The following is a 19,242-nucleotide window of genomic DNA, read 5'->3' as shown; positions in this document are numbered from 1 at the left end:
AACTAAAGGAATGCTGCTCATTCAATTTTAACGGGGCACGAGGCAAGGCACAATAAATAGATTTCGCGTAACCAACATATTTCGTATTGAAAAATTAGCTCGCCATTATAGCAACCTGACAGTCGAAATTCTTCATTTTACTGTCACTTCCACATGTTCCGGACGTTCAGCCAGCCAATCCTCCAGGGTAGCCACCCGGTGCGGGTACTTATAGCTTCGAGCCAAAAAGCCGGCGCCGTGCGATGCCATGGGATCTTGATCCGTTGGCTGATAGCGCAGATCAACACTCCAACGGACTTCGTCCGATAGGTTGGGTGTTGACATATGCAAGCAGCGATCGTTGAACAAAATCGCGCTCCCCGCCGGGACCGGCAAAGCTACGGTCTGCGTTTTTCCCAGTTGACTTTCACGCAGTGCGGTATATCCTGTGCCGGTCTCTGATTCCTGATGCCACTTCAACAGACGCTTCCGATGCGTCTTCGGCTTGATGTGTAAGCAGCCGTTTACCTCATTGGCATCAACCAGAGGTATCCATACGGTAATGACAGGATTGGAGTTAGCGTCCGGCCAATAGGACTTATCCTGATGCCAAGGTACAGCTCCCGCGGCCACCCTTGGAATCTTCGGCCTTGTGTTATAGACCGGATTGGCAAAAAGCTCCCCGCCTATCAACGATTCAACGGCATCCAGGATCTTGGGATTGCTCATTAAATGGAAATATCCAGGAAGGCGATCTCGCCAGCTTCTGCCGTATTTCAAAAAATCATCCGCGGTCAAATGCTGAAAAAGCGCCGCAAGCCGTTTCTCAAATGGATACTCAACCAGCGTATCTGCAATGAGCCCATCCCGCAGCAGCTCCTCTGCAATCATCGAAACCTTTTGATTCATCGCCTCTTTGGCAGGAGCCATCTCCGCTTCAGTAAGCAAATACGGCAGTATAAGGTAGCCTTCCTCATCATAAAATTCCATTTGTTCCTTACTCAAACTTCCGCCATATTTATCACTGTTCATATCTAACACCCTCCAACGATAGTTATGATTACGCTTTAATACTAGCAAACATACTGCTAATAATATTTAGATAGCTTTTCGGAAATTGGTCATTTTCTCCGGTGATTTATCTAACGTGATATAATGAACCGTGTATATTATTGCAGAAAGGAGAGGGCGGATATAAGTTCACTACTGACCTTTCAGCCGTTTATTCGAACAGCCCATTATTACCGGTTTCCAGTTCAAAGAAATGAGAGTGAAGTGAATCGAATCGGCTATTGTTACGCATTCCATCTGATTGATGGCGGTAAAGGAACAGTGACCGTTGAAGACATTACTTTTGCCGTTAAAAAAGGAGATCTTCTCTACATCCCCCCTAAGCTGCTGCATGGGTTTTATTCCGAACCTGCGCATCCGCTCTCTTCCTATAACATTTACTGTGATCTATGGACGGATAAACCTTTTGGCACAGATCATCATATCGTTTGGAAGCCGTCTGATTTTGACCCTTCACTCATGACCACTGTGACGATAGGTACGGAATTGGATACGTTGCCTTACTTCTTACCACTACAGTATCAAGGCGCATTATCGGAAGCTTGTGCCGAAATCGTCAAAAACCATCAGAACAATGAACCATACTCGGTTGAGATAGTCATCTGTTTGCTGAAGGCGTTTATCTTGCAATTGGTTCAACTGCACGCGCAGGACCGGATCATCGATTACCGAATAAAGCCGATCATAGAGCGAATTGATAAGGAAGCGGCCACTGGAGCGCATTACATGAGCTGGCTTGAGGAGAGCGGACTTCAAAGGACTCAATTCCATGAATTGTTCAAGCAGGCCACCGGCCTTTCTCCTAAAGCTTATTGGACCAAAACCATTATGAAGCAAGCTTCCGTGACGCTTTTGGAAAGCAACCGATCCGTCACGGATGTAGCCGAGGATTTGGGCTATTCTTCGATTCATCATTTCACTAAGCAATTTACCGCTTTTTACGGGGTATCCCCCTCCGAGTTCCGGAAAAGGAAGAGATGAATGGGCGGTAAGTGAGTGAGCATATCCGAAATAGCTGGCCACTCTATTGGATAATTCCAATAGAGTGCTGCTTAAGCGACTGAAACATGAGTCCCGGAGGAAATCACCCTCCTGGAAGATTATTGGAAATAGGCGGGTTCAGCGGCGTATTGGACATAAAGTCGCTATTAGCGTACTGTTGGGACGCTATTTTATTGGTGAAATGTTCCAAACTGGTCTCGAACGAACAAAAGTCTATACCGAAAGAACCATCCGACTAGTGAAGAAATTAGGTATGGCATCTGCCCGATTCAATTCAGTAACGATGAAAAACATCGCTATGGGTTCGATTCCATTTTCTCTTACATCTAGTAACGATGAAATTCATCGCTATTGCTTCGCTCTGGCTCACCCTACTGCCTTTTTCTACTCTCTAACAATGGAAAACATTGCTATTCACGCGTTTCCATTTACTTTTACTTCAGTAACGCTGAATAACATCGTTCCAGCTTCGATCAGCGTCACATAGGGTCGAAATCGCTTAGAAAAGTGAGCCAAACCGTCCTCCCCTGCCTACCGAGGTTACTCCATGATGAGCTACAGCGTTTAGTGGTTGGTTATATCGCGAATAAGAAAGCGATTTTCGGCGCGGGCAATATGTGGAAAAAGAGCTGCCGCGGCAGCCCTTTCCGATCTCTAGATATACGATTTTAGCCTTGCTGGATCAAGCTCGCGTCAAACAGCTCCACTTCTCGCCGCGTCGGAAGCGATGTCTGCGCACCGAAACGCGAAACCGTCAGCGCGCCTACTTTCGTCGCGAATTCAATGCATTGCTCTAGCGGCTGCCCTTCGCCATGTTTTACCGCCAATGCCGCATTGAAGGAATCGCCTGCCGCCGTCGTGTCGATCACCGGAACCCGAAACGCTGGATATGATCCGGTGTTTCCATTCATATGGTAAGTTACGCCCTTTTCTCCCAGCGTAATCAAAATGTTCGTCTTCGTCTGATTGTAAAGTTTGGTCATGAGCTCAGACTCATCAGTATGGGACGCCGTTTCTGCCGTCAAAATGGCCGCTTCTGTCTCATTTGGCGTTACCAAATCAACATACTGCCAAATCTCAGACGGAAGCTCGGCGGCAGGAGCCGGATTCAAAATGACTTTCACGCCGTGGCTTTTCGCAAGCTGCACTGCCCGCATGACAGTCTCAAGCGGAATTTCAAGCTGGACAAGTATAACATCTGCGTCAGCAATGACTGCTTTCGCTTGCTCAACATGTTCAGGCGAAACGCTGGCGTTGGCTCCCGGTACAATGGTAATCCGGTTTTCACCGTCCTGCACCTGAATGAGCGCTACACCGGTAGTTTGCTGGGGTTCTGTAGTGACGTAAGTAGTACCTACTCCTTCATGAGCCAATTGTTCCAGCATCTGCTTCCCAAACGTATCGCCGCCCACGCAGCCAATCATCTCGACCTGTGCGCCAAGTCTGGCCGCAGCTACCGCCTGGTTCGCCCCTTTGCCGCCGGGGATGGTCGCGAACTCTTGACCGATGACCGTCTCACCGGCGACGGGGATCTGCCCCGACTTCACCACAAGATCGATATTAATGCTGCCGACTACGACGATTTTTGCTTGTTTTTCTTGCATACGGCTATCCCTCGATTTCACTGTTTCTGACTTCTTCCGCTGCCGGTTTAAGTGTGATGACGCAGTCAAGCGCTTTGACGCCTTGACCACGCGGCAAAACGGCGAGCGGATTAATTTCTACGCTCTCTAATAAATCCTGCTGATCATATACCCAATGCGAAAATATTTCCAGCGTTTGAAGTAAATCATCCATATCCATCTCTGGCATATGGCGGAATCCTTGCAGATATGTCACAAGTCCTTTAATTTCAGCCAGCATCCGCGCCGCTTCCGTTTTATCGATCGGGGCGACACGCCAGGTAACGAGTTGGAACAGCTCGGTCAATACTCCGCCCAGCCCGATCATGATGACAGGACCGAATTGCGGGTCATCGGTCGAGCCCAAGATCAGCTCCACTTTCTCGCCGACCATTTTTTCCAATAGCATGCCTTCGACGGCTGCTGCATCTTCAGTACTTTGCAATATGCGACGCTCAAAGAACGCTTTGACCTGTTCCGCACTTTTCAAGCTCAAAGCTACGCCCCCGCTGTCGCTTTTGTGAGTTATCGTGCGGGACACCAGCTTAGCTGCGTAACTTTCACCATCGAAAGGAACAGCTTGCAAAAAGGACGATAATTCTCCGTTCACAGGTAAGTAATAGTGATCCGGCACGGAAATCCCTATGGATTGAAGCACCTGCTTGCCTTCAAGTTCCGTTAATGTTCGTGATCCGGATTGTTGAGCCAGCGACCGCAGCGGAGTTTCAACAGCTGACACTTTGCTGCTCGCAATAGCCGTGATCCTACTCACAACATCTCGGCTGCGTTCGTAGAAACTCTGCAATTTCATTATCGTAAAGGCTAACTGATTCGGATTAAAGAATAAAGGTACAGGAAGCTTCTTAACTTCCTGCAGTACAGGGTCTTCCAGGCTTCCCGTCCACAGCCAGTATAATGGCCTAGCTGACAATCGATCAAGCGCATCTAGCCGTCCAACCAGCGGACTTTTACCGTGAGTGGCGTATATGAAACCGTCCAGTTGGGTCTCGCTTACAAGTGCAGCGTGAATCTCCATCAATTGCTCGGTTTGCATGGTCCCCGACAAATCAAGCGGATTGTTCGCCGTTCCGAAACCCGTAAGCAGCGTATCGATCTTAGCGATTGTTTCCGGCTGAAGCTGAGGAACGTGAAGACCGGCCGCGCCCAACTTGTCGCCGACGAATCCGCCGATGCCGCCCGAATGCGACAATACGGCGAAACGGCTTCCCGTGAGCGGCTTGCTGTACGTGCAGCACTTGACCATCGCGACGAACTCGTCGTAATCTCTGGCGTAGGCGATGCCTTTTTGCCGGCAGAAGGCTTCGAACACCTGCTGGTCTCCCGTCATCGATGCGGTATGGCTGACCGCTGCTTTTTGCCCGACAGCAGATTCTCCGATCTTGAGCGTAATGATCGGCTTGCCTAACCGCAGCGCTTTATCGGCCAACTTCGCGAACGCCTTCCCGTCTTTGATGCCTTCAATAAACAATCCTACCGCTAACACGTCCGGATCGTCCAGCATAAAATCGGCAAACTGCGTCATCGATACACTCGCTTCGTTGCCTGTCGATACAATGTAGCGGTAGCCGACCCCGTAATCCTTCGCCCGATTCAACAAAGGACCGAATGCCGTTGCGCCGCTGTGGGAAATAAGCCCGACGGAACCGCCTGGCAACTTGCTTTCTCCGATCGATGAAGCGGAGTTTGCCCACATCTGCGAAGCGCTGCTGCCAATGCCCAAGCAGTTGGGCCCGCAGATCGGTATGCCTGTGCGATGCGACCATGCCGTCAGCATACGCTCGCGCTGCGCCCCCTCCTCTGTCCCCTGCTCTCTAAATCCTGCGCTGATGATCAGCACGGAGCCTACTTGCAGCGCCTCGCACTGCGTTAGCAAGGACTCGATAGCCTCCGCTTTAACGATAAGAACGGCTAAATCGATGTCGGCATCAATTTCATTGAGAGAAGCATAGCAAGGTATGCCGAATATTGCTTTACTCGCCGGATTAACGGGAAATATTTGTCCATTATAACCTTGTTGAAGCAAATTTTTCATCAACCGGCCGCCGTAATTCATTTTCTCGCTGGCGCCGACAACGGCAATCGAGGTCGGATTCAACATGCGATGAAGCGCCTTGTTCATCCCCCGCTCACCCCCTGTTCATCATAGTTGTATGGCGTTTAAGTAAGGCCTGTGCCCGCAAATAAACGGGGGGATCGATCATTTTCCCCTGAAATGAACAGGATGACCTGCCCTCTTCCTGCGCTTGTTCAAAGGCTTGAACGATTCCCAACGCCCTCTGGACTTCTTCCGGCCGAGGCGTATATACTTCATTCAGAATAGCCACTTGGTCGGGATGAATACAAGAGCTGCCCATAAACCCTAGCTGCTTGCTCTTCTCGGCCAAATGGCGGAAGCGATCCAAATTCCGATAATCGGCAATCGAAGAAACGAAGCCCAATGGCATCACGCGATGAATGCGGGCAAGCAAAATAACCTGCGCATAGAAGGGATACAACTCTTCCCCTGTTGCAGAAGCCTCAATGCCCAAATCGAAGCAAAAATCTTCATTCCCTAGCGTCACCGTGCTAATCCGGTCGCTCGCCCGAAGCAGCTCATCCAGCCGGGATAACCCCAGCGCAGATTCGACCAAAACCGAGATTTGGGTATGCCCTTCCGCCATGCCGCGCTCCCTTTCCAAATCGATAAGCTTAGCTTCAACTTCTTGAATGATAGCAGGTTCTTCACATTTCGGGATCGTCACGCTTTGCAGGCGCGGGGTTACGCAGTAAGCTAAGTCATCCTTCCACATCATAGGCTCATTGTTGATGCGGACATTGATTTCTGCATGTGACGGCGGCAGCGCATGCAGCGCTTCCCACACCATTTGACGGCCGATGTCCTTTTGTTCCGGTGGAACACTGTCTTCCAAATCTAGCTGAACGGCATCCGCGCCGCGAGTGATCGCTTTCTGGATAAAGCGCTCCACATTTCCAGGGACAATGAGCGTAGAACGTCTTACTTTTTCGACGCGATTGCGTACGAATTTAGCATCCATGGTTAGCTGCTCCTCCTGACAATAAGTTCCGGAGTCTCAACGATCTCGTGTCCAAGCGGTTGCAGATTACGCTCAATTAAAGACAACAACATTTCGGCGGTCTTCATACCGATTTCTTTTTTAGGGACCCGGACGGTTGTCAGCTTAGGCGTGCAGAACTTCGCCATACGAATATCATCATAACCGACAATGGCAATATCCTCAGGAATCCGGAAACCGCTGTCCTGGAGCTTCTCCATCAAATTGATCGCCGTATAATCGGTAGATACGAATATAGCCGTTACGCCATGCTCTCGAACCCAGCTGCTGACCGGATACTCAGCCGAGAACATATCCGAGCTGACCGAGAGCGCCGGATCAACCGGCAACCCGGCTTCCCGATGCGCCATTTCATAGCCGATCCTCTTGTTGATCGAATCGTTCGTATGTTTCACATAGCGGTTCGTATAAAAAGCGATGCGCTTGTGGCCTTTTTCAATCAAATGCCGCGCAGCGAGCTGTCCTCCCAGCACATCGTCGCAAAGCACACGGTTATATTCAGAATTACCGTCCAGCGGATAACGGGTATAGAAAACGAACGGTACTTTCTCCTGCTGCAGCTGACGGTACATTCTCTGCTCGCTATCGACAACCGGTGACGGATGAACGATCAATCCCGCGCTTTTCAGCTGTAAAAATTCTTCGATGATGCTGTCTTCCGCGTCCCCCTCATTGTTCGTGAGCCCTACAAGAATTTTGTAGCCGCGTTCCTTGGCATAGTTCTCGATGCCCAAAAACACTTCATGGCTAAAATCGTCATGAAAGGAAGGGATCACCATGCCGATCAGCTTCATATGCTGGCGAGCCAAGCCTTGGGCAATCACGTTGGGCCGGTACTCCAGCTCCTCCGCAATTCGTTTGACTTTATCCCGCTGCTCTTGACTGACCCTTCCCGTATTATTCAGCACCATCGATACCGTCGCTTTAGTCACACCGGCCAAATCCGCTATTTCTTTTAATGTAGGCTTTTTGTCACGAATCATGTTTTCATCCCCTAGATCTCTGTAAATCGAATATGACTAAAATAAGTCCTTGCTGCAGCAAGGGTGCTCACACCATACATGCCGTAGCCAAAAGTATCATCCGTATATTTAAGAATCTCTTCTCCGTTAATGTATAGCGTAATTGTACTACCTTGAGCCGTTACTTTGAAATCATAATCTTGCTCATGCTGCCATTCATACGTACAGCCGGCCAGCTTTCTATAGCCGAAATCATTGATGTACAGCGCTACCTGATTCTCTCCGTCAAATCCGACATGGTATCCGCGCATCGCACCTTGCACGCGAACAGCCGCCAAATGTGAGTAACCATGCTGCGGATTCACTTTTACAGAAACCGAATAGTCCCGCGCAAAATAATTGCCCGTATACGCTTCAGCAGGCTCCGCAGTCATGAGGTACATCGCACCTTCAGCAATGCTCCAAGCGCCATGATTATGGGCGAAAGGCGTGACGCAGCCAAAATTCATCCGTTGTTTGTTAAAATCGATCGTATAGCTGGATTTGCCGGAAATTTTGAACTCATCAATGAAAATTCGGCCGAGACTAAGCGGTTTGCGCGTCGAATACGATTCTAACACGATACCGACTTCATCGATCAGTTCACCATCGGTATCCGGAATTTCAAACTCCACCTGCAGCCATTCCTGGTTGACGAGTTTCCTGTAGCCTTGCAATACATCTTTTTTGCTTTTTGCCAGCCGCACGTAAGGAGCAATCCCCATCGTTTCATTCCCGCCCCATTGGTCGAGGTAGATCTGCATGGACACTTTTTGACCCGAGTAGGCTTTGGGAGCGAACGTCGGCGAATACCTTTCATCGTTAAAATCATCCCGTGTATAAAAGGGTTTATAGAAAACTTTAGAACTCTCGCCTCGGGTCATCCTGTCAAATACCACTTCAAGGGAGCCCGATCCTTGGTACGCTTTTTCCGTAGAATGTTTGGTCTGGCAAAAGAACGGATCCGAAACGCGTATATTGTGGGTCGAACCCGGCAGCTCGAAATCAAAGTAGATGTCACTGTTCGTAAAACTGTCCAGAAGGTCCTGCGGACATGGAACGCCCGCCAGGCGATAGCCAAGAATCGCCAGTTCTTTCGCATAAGTAGGAAGATCCAGGATGTTCAAATAACCGGAAATTCCCGACATGACGATGGAATCGTTGATAGGCTTCCGATATTTATCGGCGATTCCCGATAACCCGCATGCAACGCCAAGCACAGTACCTACGTTGCCCGCATTGCAATCCGTATCCCAACCGCACATGGTGGCAATCTCAACCGTTCGATTAAAATCGCCTCCGCCATAAATGAGCGCTAACACACAAACGCCCGCGTTAGGAATGATGTGACAGACGCCTTTATACTTATCGTAGCCCCAATCGCGCTCCAACATATCGCGGCATGCTCTGAAATCATCCGGCTGCTGCGCGTGGAAGTTCAGCACGGCTCTTGCCACTTTGGCATAAGTCGATTGCTCGGGGATTTGATCCAGTCCCGCTTGTATAATGGCGTTGATATCGCTGGTTTCAAAAGCTTTGGCAATCGCCGCACAGAAAAACCTGGCGCCATATATGCCTTCTCCATCATGCGAAACCCTGGCAGCGGCCTCCCCGAAATCAGCAGCCTTCTTAGGGTTGCCTGGATTCACCAAGCCCCAGGTATCAATGAAAATCTGTCCGCCGATTTGCTCCGCCATAATCTGGCCGTTTTGCTTCATGGAACCGGATTGCGGAGCCGGAATCCCTTTTTTCAAATTGATGAAAGCCGTATGTTCCGTACTGACGCCGTAACCGCCCCACCAGAACATCCCGACGCCTTCGCGCGTATAGTTCAGCCAAGCACGTGCCACGTCGTTCGGGGTTATATCCCGATCCGCCGCATCGTCATAGAGCGCCCGCAAAAAGTAATAAGGACCGTTCGCGTCATCGTCAGCGGCAAAATTTTTGAAATCTTTGACATATCCGGTAATTTCGCCGTACGTATTTTGTATTCTCTCATAAGTCCAGATCGTCGGCTCAACCGGCGCCCCCAGCCTTATGCCAATGTTCATGCCCAAATAGCCGGAATATACTTTTTCCAAATAATTCGAAGGTATCAAGCCACACACCGCCTTTAATTTTTGAAACGAAGTTGTTGTTGTCTCCGGATGTTAAATTCCACATCCTCCGTAATAATCGATGCTGCGGCTTCGATAAATAGGTTGCAGTGCTTATCGATCTCTTGTTGATTGGCTGCTTCCAAAATGCCGATCTCCGCATCAGGGATCGCCTTAACGCCTTGCATCGCGCCCAGAATGGCGCCGATCATCACACCGATGGAGTCCGTATCGCGGCCTGAACTGACGCCATCTTTCATAGCTTCCAAGAAATTGCCGTCATGCAAAACGATATAGCCGAGGGCGAGCGGCAGCTCTTCAATCGAGAACAAACGGCTCGGCGTGTAATGGTTCGAAGGGACGCCCACTTTGTGAATACTTCGGTTCACGTCGTCGCCCATCGGCGAGTAATTGCCTATAACTTCATGAAAACGTCTGACGACTTCATCGCGATCTTCTCTTTGATTCTTAAGCGTTACCGCCGTTTCACAAATGTCATGAATGGCCCTTTTAGTTCCGTCTTTGGCAAACTGTAATGCCGTATTTACGACGTCTTCGATCGTTGCGCCCGGAACAAACGCTTTGGCCACGCAGCAAGCCATCACGCCAGCCGCTTCCAACCCATAGCTGACTTGATGTCCGGAAGCAAAAAGAATCGCCTCATCGTAAGCCCCCTTCGGGTTGCAGGCATTGACAATCCCGACCGGGGAAATGTACATGGCCGCGCCACAGTTCACCATATTGCCGTAGCCTCCTTCACGAGGCTCGCAATTCGCCAGGACATGACGATTGAAAATATGCTTTTCGGGATAAAAAAGCCGGTCCATAATGAGCGCTTCTTTGCCGAATTCCGGGATATACCGGGGGCGAAAAGCGATTTCCTTCACGAATTCATCGGCGAGATCATAGGCATCCAGATGACGCCGTTCCGTGCAGTACACATTCATCAATGCGAGCGTCATTAACGTATCATCGGTGACGATACCTTCGCCGCGCCTTCTTCCCAGCCTCGCGGTTTCCGGCCAATCGGATTTCCACCACTTCGTCATCGTCGTATCGATTCTTCCATACCTGCTTTTAATTTCGCTGTAAGTTAGTTTTTCAACAACTGCGCCCATCGCATCGCCATAGGCCGTACCGAAAATCACACCTTTGACCCGGTCAGCAAAAGTAATCAAATGTCTCACTCCCTCTACAGGGAGTGTGGGGCACTGGACCCCACACTTTGCAGTTCATTTTTACTTGATCGTTTTATTCGCGTAATCGGTAATGTCTTTACCGCCTGCAGCGTTCCATGCTTGAACGAACTTATCGAAATCCGCCACCGTTTTCTTGCCGGTTACTACATTTGCAGCGAATTCTTTATAAAGCGCCGTACATGCGTCCCATTTGGCCGCGAGATCAGCAGGCATAATAAACGCATTATCTTTGGTGGACATGGCGGTGAACATTTCCAGCGATTTGCTTGCCGGAGCCGATAAGTAAGGCGTCGACGGATCGAATTCTTTATCAGGCTTGAAATTGAATGTCGACTCAACAAAGTGCGGATACCAGGCAGCAAATTTGTCCGTAAGCTTGATTTTGTTATTGACGATTTGATATTGTTCGCCCTCTACGCCGACTTTATCGAGCATTTGACCCTTTGGACTGGCCAAGAACTCTAGCACGGCAAAAGCCATCTCTTTGTTCTTGGAAGTACTGGAAATGGCAAATCCGCGGCTTTCCTTGCTGACATCAACCGGCGTGTAGCCTTGGGCTTTGCCTTTGGCCGGCGGCAGCGGCATCACTTTAGCGGACGCGCCGTTTTGCGTGGATGACTTCGTATTATAAATATCGATAACTTTACCTTGCGTACCCGCAATGATGGCTGCTTGACCGTCATAAAACGCTTTCTCTTTCGTATCGAATTTTTTGGTCAGATACTCCGGATCCAGCAATCCTTCTTTATACAGCTTGGCATAGAATTCCAGCTTATCTTTCTCATACTGCGTCGTTTTGCCAAATGCGTACTTGCCATCGGCGCCTTTGATCCATGTTGAAGTTAGTCCGAACGCCTGCCCGAACATCACGTCAAGCTCATCAATATCGCCTGCAGTGGTGTAGACATATTTAGCTCCGGTTTTTTCTTTCAATTCTTTAAAGAAGTTATAATAATTATCCGTTGTCGGATTATCCAATAAAGCTTTGCCCGAAGCTGTTTTGTCAAAAGAGTCTTGACGAACGACCGGAACCTTGCTGTTAATCGGCGCCAGCCATACTAAGTACGGATAGTTCTTCATTCTTTCTTTATTAAAGTCCGTCATTGAAGCTTTCACATAAGTAGATTTATCAATGAATGGCGTTAAGTCTTCGAGAATTTTTTGAGTGACTCCAAATTGATAGTCCCCGCCTTGGAAATAGATCAAGTCAGGAATGTTGCCGCTTTGCAGCAGCAGACCTAATTTCTCTGAGTAGGTGCCGCTTTGCACAGGAACAATGTTCAACTTAACGTTCTTTCCTTCTGCTTTCATGCCTTGTTCGATCCCGTTAATCAATAACTTTGTATTAGGATCGTCTTGCGGAAAATCTTTGTCTACGATGGAGATAGTAACAGGCTCTTGACTTTTGGTTGATGAGGTTGCACCCGCACTTGCTGCCGGAGCCGAAGATGGTTCAGATTTTTGGCCCCCGCCGGTACTACACGCTGTGGTAATAACCATTAAGCCTACAGCTAAAACGCTAAGCATTTTTTTCATTTCTGTTTCCTCCCTTTTTGGGTATGGATTTATTCTTTGATGCCGCCTTCCATTACTCCATTGGTGTAGTACTTCAGAATAATGGGATAGAGCATGAGAATCGGAATCATGGCAATCACGATTGTAGCCGCCTTCAAGGCTGAAAAATCCAGCTGCGCGATATGATTATTTTTAAGCAGATCAACCGCGCCGACTAATGTCGTCGTGTCTCTTTCCACTACAAACTGTCTTAGCAGCACTTGTAATACCGTGTGGTCTCGGCTTGAGAGAAAAATACTGGATTTAAAAAACTCATTCCATCTTGCGATCGCATAAAACATACCAATGGTAAGCAGAGGAATGCGGGAAAGCGGCAATACAATTCGAAGAAATATTTTCATATGCCCGGCCCCGTCGATCTTGGCCGCTTCAATTAAAGAATCGGGAATGTCCTCAATGAATCTCATCATCACAATCAGGTAAAATACGTTGATCGTACGATACAGGACCATCGACCAAAGACTATCCAGCAAATGCAAATCTTTGATCACCATGTATTCTTGAATAACCCCAGGCTCGAAGATCATAATGAAAATAAGAAAAATCATAAGCGGTGTTTTGCCGACCAAGTTTTTCCTTGTCAGAACGAATGCTGTAATCGTTGTGAAAAAAATACTTAAGCATGTGCCTACTATCGTAATAAATAAAGAATTAAGGAGTGCTTTTGTCACAATGGGATTCATCAGCACGACCTGAAAATTGATGAAGGAGAAGCCTTTAGGCCAAATCTCATAACCATGGAGCAAATGGACTTTGTCCGGATTGGAAAGTGCTTTGGCAAACAAGTTCATAATCGGCACGAACATCGTCAGGGTCATGACCGTTAGAATGATTCCGATCAACACTTTGGAAACGGTTAATTTCCGTCCTACCATGCAGACACCTCCTTACCATGCCCCTTTTGAGGTTAGTTTTTTCGATATGAAATGAGTGGAGAGCACAAGGATCACACCAATCACACTTTTAAACAAGTTGGCAGCTGTGGCAAATGAATATTGGCCGTTAAGCAAGCCCATCCGGTATACGTAAGTATCAATAATATCGATTTGACTATTGACCGAATCGTTGGTAAAGTTGATCACTTGGTCGAGACCGGCATTCATAATAAAACCGACATTCAAGATAAAGATGGTCACCATCGGTACGTACAAAGCGGGTATCACGATGCGTGTAACAATATGCCAGCGGTTCGCGCCATCGACATAAGCCGCTTCATAAAGACTGGGAGAGATGCCCAGAATCGCTGCAAGGAAAAGGATCGAATCCCAACCGACACTGCGCCAGGCTTCACTGGCAACGAGAATCCACCTGATGACCGTTTTGTCCGTCAAAAAGTCATGAGTCGGGAACCCCAACGCCTTGATCAATTCATTAATAGCCCCTGTTGACGGCGACAAAAATTCGAACCAAATGCCCGCGATTACGACCCATGAAAGAAAATGCGGCAAGTACGAGACGACTTGCACCGCTTTGCGGAATTTGCCGTTCATGAACTCATTGAGCATTAACGCAAACAGGATCGGAATCGGAAAAATAATAAACATCTTCATCGCACTGATGATTAACGTATTTTCCAGCACTTGTGAGAAGATCGGTGTACTGAACAGGTCCCTGAAATATTTAAGTCCTACAAAGACGTTATGGCCAAGAATGCGATATTCATAAAACGCCAGCTTCATGCCGATAATCGGCCATACATGGAAGATGATAAAATAGGCTAAGCCTGGAAGCAGCATAAAGTAGAGCGTTTTGTCGGTCCACATTTGTTTAAGCTTGGAATTCGCACGAATTTGATTCAACCCCTCTCTCTCCACAATGAATATCGGGCGCATTTCATGTTGCATAATGTCATTTTATGGATTAACCGGTTCAGCAAATTTGATTAACCGGTTAATCAATCTCGCAAATTAATCATATCCCATTATGGAAGCGTTGTCAATTGAGAAAGCAAAAAAACAAAAACAAGGCCGTCCCCTAAGCAGCTTATGCTGCTGAAGAGACAGCCCTCCTAAAGTTAATAACAACAATGTCTTACTGCACTTTAATCGGCGTAGTTCCGGATATGCCGTTAGCCGAAACTGCCGTCAATTCGAATGAAGAAACGTTTGCTTCCGCTGCGTTTGTCGGAGTTGACCCGTCCGCCTTGGTAATTGTAATATTTCCATACTGATCAATATTAACCCTTCCTGTAGGGCGAGTACTGTCTACAGCCATTATATGTGCTGTAGAGAAAACAACGCCAAACAGGTAGTTATATTTCATGGCGTCGCCCTTTTCAAATTCATTGCCATAGTTGTCATACACCTGCAGATCCATAACGTTCCAAGCATCATTACCGGATAAGCCGATCGTTTGCACCCCGCCGTTCCCTGCAGTGACATGATCTACAGCAAGTGTATCTCCCTTTACAGTTACTTTCGTGCTGAGCGTCTTAATCGAACCGTCAGCGCTTCTATAGCTTATGACGACTGTTGCCGTACCAGCATTATTGCCGACAACGAACGCTTGTCCGGCGCTGTATACGACCTTAGTAACCGAAGTGTTTGAAGTTGTTACGGACGTAATCTGCTTCGACAAAGTTGCAACCGAATCGCCGGACGCGGTCACTGCGGAAATCGTAATTTCTTTGCCGAATTTCCCGTTTTGGGCGTCCTTTTGCACCGTGTCCGTTAACTCTGTCACTCCGTCATACTTCGTTGTAGCAATGACTCCATTACTAAGAGCATTAAATAAAGTAGGGACGGAACTAACCGAATACGTCAAGCTTTCATTGTTGGACAGTACGCTTGTTGAACGGCTTACACTATCTATTGCAGTTTCTTTGCCGTCTTTCCCGACCTTGATCAATTTGACTGTAAATCCGAAGGAACCGGAAGCGCCGGCAGACGTGTATAATCGATAGGTGTTATTCATCGTATCAAAATGATCATTCTTTAGTCCGCTGCCATTCGCATCGGCAATAACATGCTTGAAGGTCGCCATACCGGCTGCAGCATCATAGTCTTCCGAAACGCCGATCATGCCAGCTCCGTCCGAATCTGTGGAGATCCATGTTTTGCCTGCGGTCAGATTGTTAGGCGTAAGGGTAGCATAATAATATACATTCCCCGTTACACTGCTTGCATCCGTGGCGCCTAACAGCAAATTGCCGTTACCGTCCGTAACGAAAGAACTGTCCATGCTGGAGCCGTATTGATCGATCGCTTGAACCGCGAATGTTGTGAAAGCGCTTGGAACCACATACTTCGCAGGTTCGGAAGAAACCTTCAAATGATCCGGAACGCGGACGGGCTTCACCGTATACGTTTTTGAGGAATTACTGTTCGCATTAACCGTTGCGATATAGGCGGTGACAGAGATTATGCCTCTAGCATTCACCGCAAGATCCTTCAGATGGATCGTACCTTTATGGTCGCCTACGTTCAAAATGGACGATTCATAGCTTGCCCCTGAAACACTTACTTTTATTCGGCCGATATTTGTGTCGCTTACCAGATCGTCCAAACTTAACTTGTTACCGCTTGCATCATAAGCATTCACCGGGATGTAAATGTCTCTGTCTCCCGCCGCAATCTCATTACCCAAATCGCCAATCTCAACTTTGGTTGCGACGGCTGCCGATTTCACACTGATTTTCGTTTGCGCTGAGGCGCCTTGATAGTAAATTTGGATCGAATAATCGCCGGATTTATCAATATCCTTCTTCAAAGAAACGCGCGCTTGAGGCAGATTCGAATTGTTTGTATCCCAATTTCCTTGATCGACCTTCAAATTGTCCTCATATGGCGAAACGATCGATTGTATGTTCGAATCCTTATACGCATCACTGTCTCTGTTTAACACATTGCCATATTGATCGTACAGATTGATGTTAAATGTAGCCGTATCCCCTTGCTTATTAATCGCAGATCCACTGCTGTATTTTACCGTTCCCAGCTCTAATTTGGATACAAAAGGCGCTACGCCGAGCGTAAAGTTCTTGCTTACCGAGATGTGCGGTTCGTTCAACCAGACGTTGACCGGAATCACCGATACATTTTCTTGTTTCCCTGTTAATGAGCTTGTATCGAGCTTCAAACTTAATGACCCGTCCGATTCTCTAATAAGACGCGGATTGACGTCGTTGTTATTTCCGGCGATGACTGAATATGAACCGCCGGACAAGGAAGCGTTCTCGCCGTATTGATTCGTTGCTTTCATCTTCACAACGACGTTCTTCGCGTCGGCAAGCGTATCGCTTGAGTTGACGAATTCGATTTTCTGTATCATCTCATCTTGAGCCGTGAAGGAAGCGGACGCCTGTTCGATGGCTGTTGCATCCAATCCTCCGAGCGTGACTGTGTATTCGCCGGCAGATAGTTTATTGTCGCTAAGCGTTAAAGCAGCGGATTTTTTATCGTCCGCCCATTTCACTGTTGTATTGATCGTAACCGTGCCTTTCTTTACCGTAAAGGATGCTTTTGCCGTATCTACATCCCGGTTTAACGACACCTGAATCAATTGTACACCGGTCGCTTTTGCGCTAGAAATAGAGGCTTTTGAAGGTTGATTTGCGTTGTATGCAGAAACGACAAGCAATTCCCGAGTGGCATTCACCTGCCCCCCGAACTTGCCGTCAGCGCCATTATTCAGCAAGCCTTTTTGCAACGCCAATGCGACATAGCCTTTGGCCCAATCGGATACTGTGCTGTCCTCAACACCATTCGTAGACTTGGCAGTAGTTTCCAAGCCCAAACCGCGTACGAGAAATGTTGCCAATTGCTCTTTGGTAACTTTGCCTGCCGGATTGAAGACGCCATCCTCAATTCCATCAGTAATGCCTGCAGCTTTGACTGCTTCGATGTAAGGCAATGCGTAACCATTTGAAGGATCCTCCGCTTTGACATCGTTGAAACTGGATGCTTTCATGTCCTTATCCACCTTCAGGTTGAAAATAAGCGCCGCCACTTTCGCAAATTGCGCGCGATTCATTTCATCGGTCAAACCGAACGTATCACTACTGACTCCGTCGAAAATCCCCGCTTGAATCAACGCATCGAACTTCGTTTTTGTTGAGGCGTCTAAATCTTTGAGATCTTTAAAGTCTGCGGAAGACTTCCCTGAACCCGTGCTTGCATTCGCAGCTGTGCCATCAGCCAAAGCGGTTGATCCGAACATGGATAGTGCCAGCGTGATTGCTGCGATCATGGATAAGCTTTTCTTCATACTCTTTCTTTCCCCTCTCTAAATATACCTCGAATATAGGTTAAATTGGTCTCGCTATGCTTTAGTTTATCGAAGGGAATCTTTTTTTGTTATGTACGTACTGAACGTAAATATGGTGAAACAGAACAAACTATGAAAGCGATTTCAAATTAATTCAAAAAAGCCAGATTATATATTCCTTTTGAACATGTTATTGATTTCAGAACTGTTCTATAATCCGAACTATAGTGCTGGTTTAATCCGGTTTTCAGCGCCTTTCTCCTCGAATATGCGCTTACTTATATGGGGCTCCCGCTTATGGAGGTCCCCTTTTTTTTACTCTCTTCGTTTAGACAAAAAATCCCGCAAAGCTTCTTCAGCCTGCGGGATTCCATCTCTAACTGGGTTCTTTTCTTATGCAATCCTTTCTGAATTGACCGGGTGATCTTTGGTACATCCGCTGAAACAGCCGGTAAAAAGACCTCCATTCCATCCCTACCCGATCGGCTACCTGCTCGACCGTTAACATTTTGTTACCAAGCAGCTCCGCCGCCTGCTCCAACTGTATTTTCAAGATATATTGATGCACAGAGTAACCCAGCTCTTTCCGGAAAATCCGGTTTAAATGCTGCGGGGAATATCCGAAAATACGGGATAATTCGGTAAGCGTGAGCCTATTTGCGTAATGGTCATGTATATATTCCATAATTTTCTGTATCGTCATCAAAGGAAAAGAGGCCTGCTGCTGAAGGCAGTCCGACTGCATCTTGATCTCGAGCAACAACGAGTAAATGATTTCTGAGGTTTTCCAGTCTGATCCCTGCGCTTGATCTCCATGCCGCCACAACAGCTCGGTCAGCTCCATGATTCGCTGTAAAGAAAATAATGAAATCGGCCTATGGGCTCTCAGACTAAATTGCGCCAAAACAAAAGGATTGCAATAAAAACCGATAGACACGGTCTCCCACTTCTCATCAACCGGGGTAAATTCGTGAGGAATACGCTGTTTAATGATAACTGCATGCTGCGGGCTGAGGATGAAATCATGTTCTCCGGCAATCCGAAACACGCCATTGCCTTTTTTCCCGATGATGACATGGCATACATTTGCACCGTTTGGTTGATAAACCGGAGGTTGTTTGTGATGACCAATGGAATATAGACCAAGCGGCAAATAATCGTTTGACCGGCTTTGTGCCGGATACATTCTATTAGGTAACAAGAGCCTCCCCCTTTTATATATGGATTGTTTATAGACCCTGTCATACAAACCTAGTTCAGAAATGTGTGCACTTTCAAAACACCCTCGCGATCTCCCATTGAATTAGCCCTCTCGGAATTTCATGGCAACGCTTTCATAATGGATTGCAATTGATACCATGAAAATGAGTTTCGTATCCCCCCTACCTTTATTATGC

General features: G+C 47.6%; 14 protein-coding genes. 2 read left to right on the top strand and 12 right to left on the bottom strand.

Going from position 1 to position 19,242, the window contains the following annotated elements:
- Positions 1-132 precede the first annotated feature (132 nt).
- Positions 133-1,011 (bottom strand): phytanoyl-CoA dioxygenase family protein, encoded by an 879-nt coding sequence (locus ACFQZT_RS21930; protein WP_379303053.1) that lies wholly within the window; start codon positions 1,009-1,011, stop codon positions 133-135.
- A 243-nt stretch (positions 1,012-1,254) separates the two neighbouring features.
- Between ACFQZT_RS21930 and ACFQZT_RS21925 the strand changes: the two genes are divergently transcribed.
- On the top strand, positions 1,255-2,031 hold the full coding sequence (locus ACFQZT_RS21925; protein WP_379303051.1) for an AraC family transcriptional regulator: 777 nt from the start codon (positions 1,255-1,257) through the stop codon (positions 2,029-2,031).
- Between the two features lie 46 nt (positions 2,032-2,077).
- Positions 2,078-2,539, top strand: coding sequence for a hypothetical protein (locus tag ACFQZT_RS21920; RefSeq protein ID WP_379303049.1), 462 nt, complete (start codon positions 2,078-2,080; stop codon positions 2,537-2,539).
- A 181-nt stretch (positions 2,540-2,720) separates the two neighbouring features.
- Here the strand turns inward: ACFQZT_RS21920 and rbsK are convergent, their stop codons facing one another.
- The 11 genes from rbsK to ACFQZT_RS21865 all read right to left on the bottom strand — a co-directional run bounded on the left by rbsK (position 2,721) and on the right by ACFQZT_RS21865 (position 19,046).
- The gene (rbsK, locus tag ACFQZT_RS21915) at positions 2,721-3,656 is read right to left on the bottom strand and encodes a ribokinase (protein WP_379303047.1); all 936 of its coding nucleotides are present in this window, start codon (positions 3,654-3,656) and stop codon (positions 2,721-2,723) included.
- Positions 3,657-3,660: 4 nt separating this feature from the next.
- Entirely contained in the window at positions 3,661-5,814 is a 2,154-nt protein-coding gene (locus ACFQZT_RS21910) for an acetate--CoA ligase family protein (protein WP_379303045.1), read from the bottom strand.
- 7 nt (positions 5,815-5,821) lie between these two features.
- A complete protein-coding gene (locus ACFQZT_RS21905) occupies positions 5,822-6,730 on the bottom strand; it encodes an HpcH/HpaI aldolase/citrate lyase family protein (RefSeq protein WP_379303043.1) in 909 nt (302 codons plus the stop codon).
- Positions 6,731-6,732: 2 nt separating this feature from the next.
- A complete protein-coding gene (locus ACFQZT_RS21900; protein ID WP_379303041.1) occupies positions 6,733-7,752 on the bottom strand; it encodes a LacI family DNA-binding transcriptional regulator in 1,020 nt (339 codons plus the stop codon).
- Between the two features lie 11 nt (positions 7,753-7,763).
- Positions 7,764-9,869, bottom strand: a complete 2,106-nt coding sequence (locus ACFQZT_RS21895; protein ID WP_379303039.1) for an ADP-ribosylglycohydrolase family protein — start codon at positions 9,867-9,869, stop codon at positions 7,764-7,766.
- Positions 9,870-9,883: 14 nt separating this feature from the next.
- On the bottom strand, positions 9,884-11,044 hold the full coding sequence (locus ACFQZT_RS21890; protein WP_379303037.1) for an ADP-ribosylglycohydrolase family protein: 1,161 nt from the start codon (positions 11,042-11,044) through the stop codon (positions 9,884-9,886).
- A 60-nt stretch (positions 11,045-11,104) separates the two neighbouring features.
- A complete protein-coding gene (locus ACFQZT_RS21885; protein ID WP_379303035.1) occupies positions 11,105-12,601 on the bottom strand; it encodes an extracellular solute-binding protein in 1,497 nt (498 codons plus the stop codon).
- A gap of 29 nt (positions 12,602-12,630) precedes the next feature.
- A complete protein-coding gene (locus ACFQZT_RS21880) occupies positions 12,631-13,515 on the bottom strand; it encodes a carbohydrate ABC transporter permease (protein ID WP_379303033.1) in 885 nt (294 codons plus the stop codon).
- 12 nt (positions 13,516-13,527) lie between these two features.
- Positions 13,528-14,430 carry an ABC transporter permease gene (locus ACFQZT_RS21875; RefSeq protein ID WP_379303211.1) on the bottom strand — a complete coding sequence of 301 codons (903 nt, stop codon included), beginning with the start codon at positions 14,428-14,430 and terminating at the stop codon, positions 13,528-13,530.
- A 241-nt stretch (positions 14,431-14,671) separates the two neighbouring features.
- A complete protein-coding gene (locus ACFQZT_RS21870; RefSeq protein ID WP_379303031.1) occupies positions 14,672-17,845 on the bottom strand; it encodes an S-layer homology domain-containing protein in 3,174 nt (1,057 codons plus the stop codon).
- Between the two features lie 376 nt (positions 17,846-18,221).
- Positions 18,222-19,046, bottom strand: a complete 825-nt coding sequence (locus ACFQZT_RS21865; protein WP_379303029.1) for an AraC family transcriptional regulator — start codon at positions 19,044-19,046, stop codon at positions 18,222-18,224.
- Positions 19,047-19,242: the final 196 nt, after the last annotated feature.

It is taken from the genome of Paenibacillus sp. GCM10027628 (assembly GCF_042676385.1).
Lineage (GTDB): Bacteria > Bacillota > Bacilli > Paenibacillales > NBRC-103111 > Paenibacillus_E.
The sequence above is the reverse complement of the archived record's forward strand: the minus strand, read 5'-3'. Positions and strand labels throughout refer to the sequence as shown.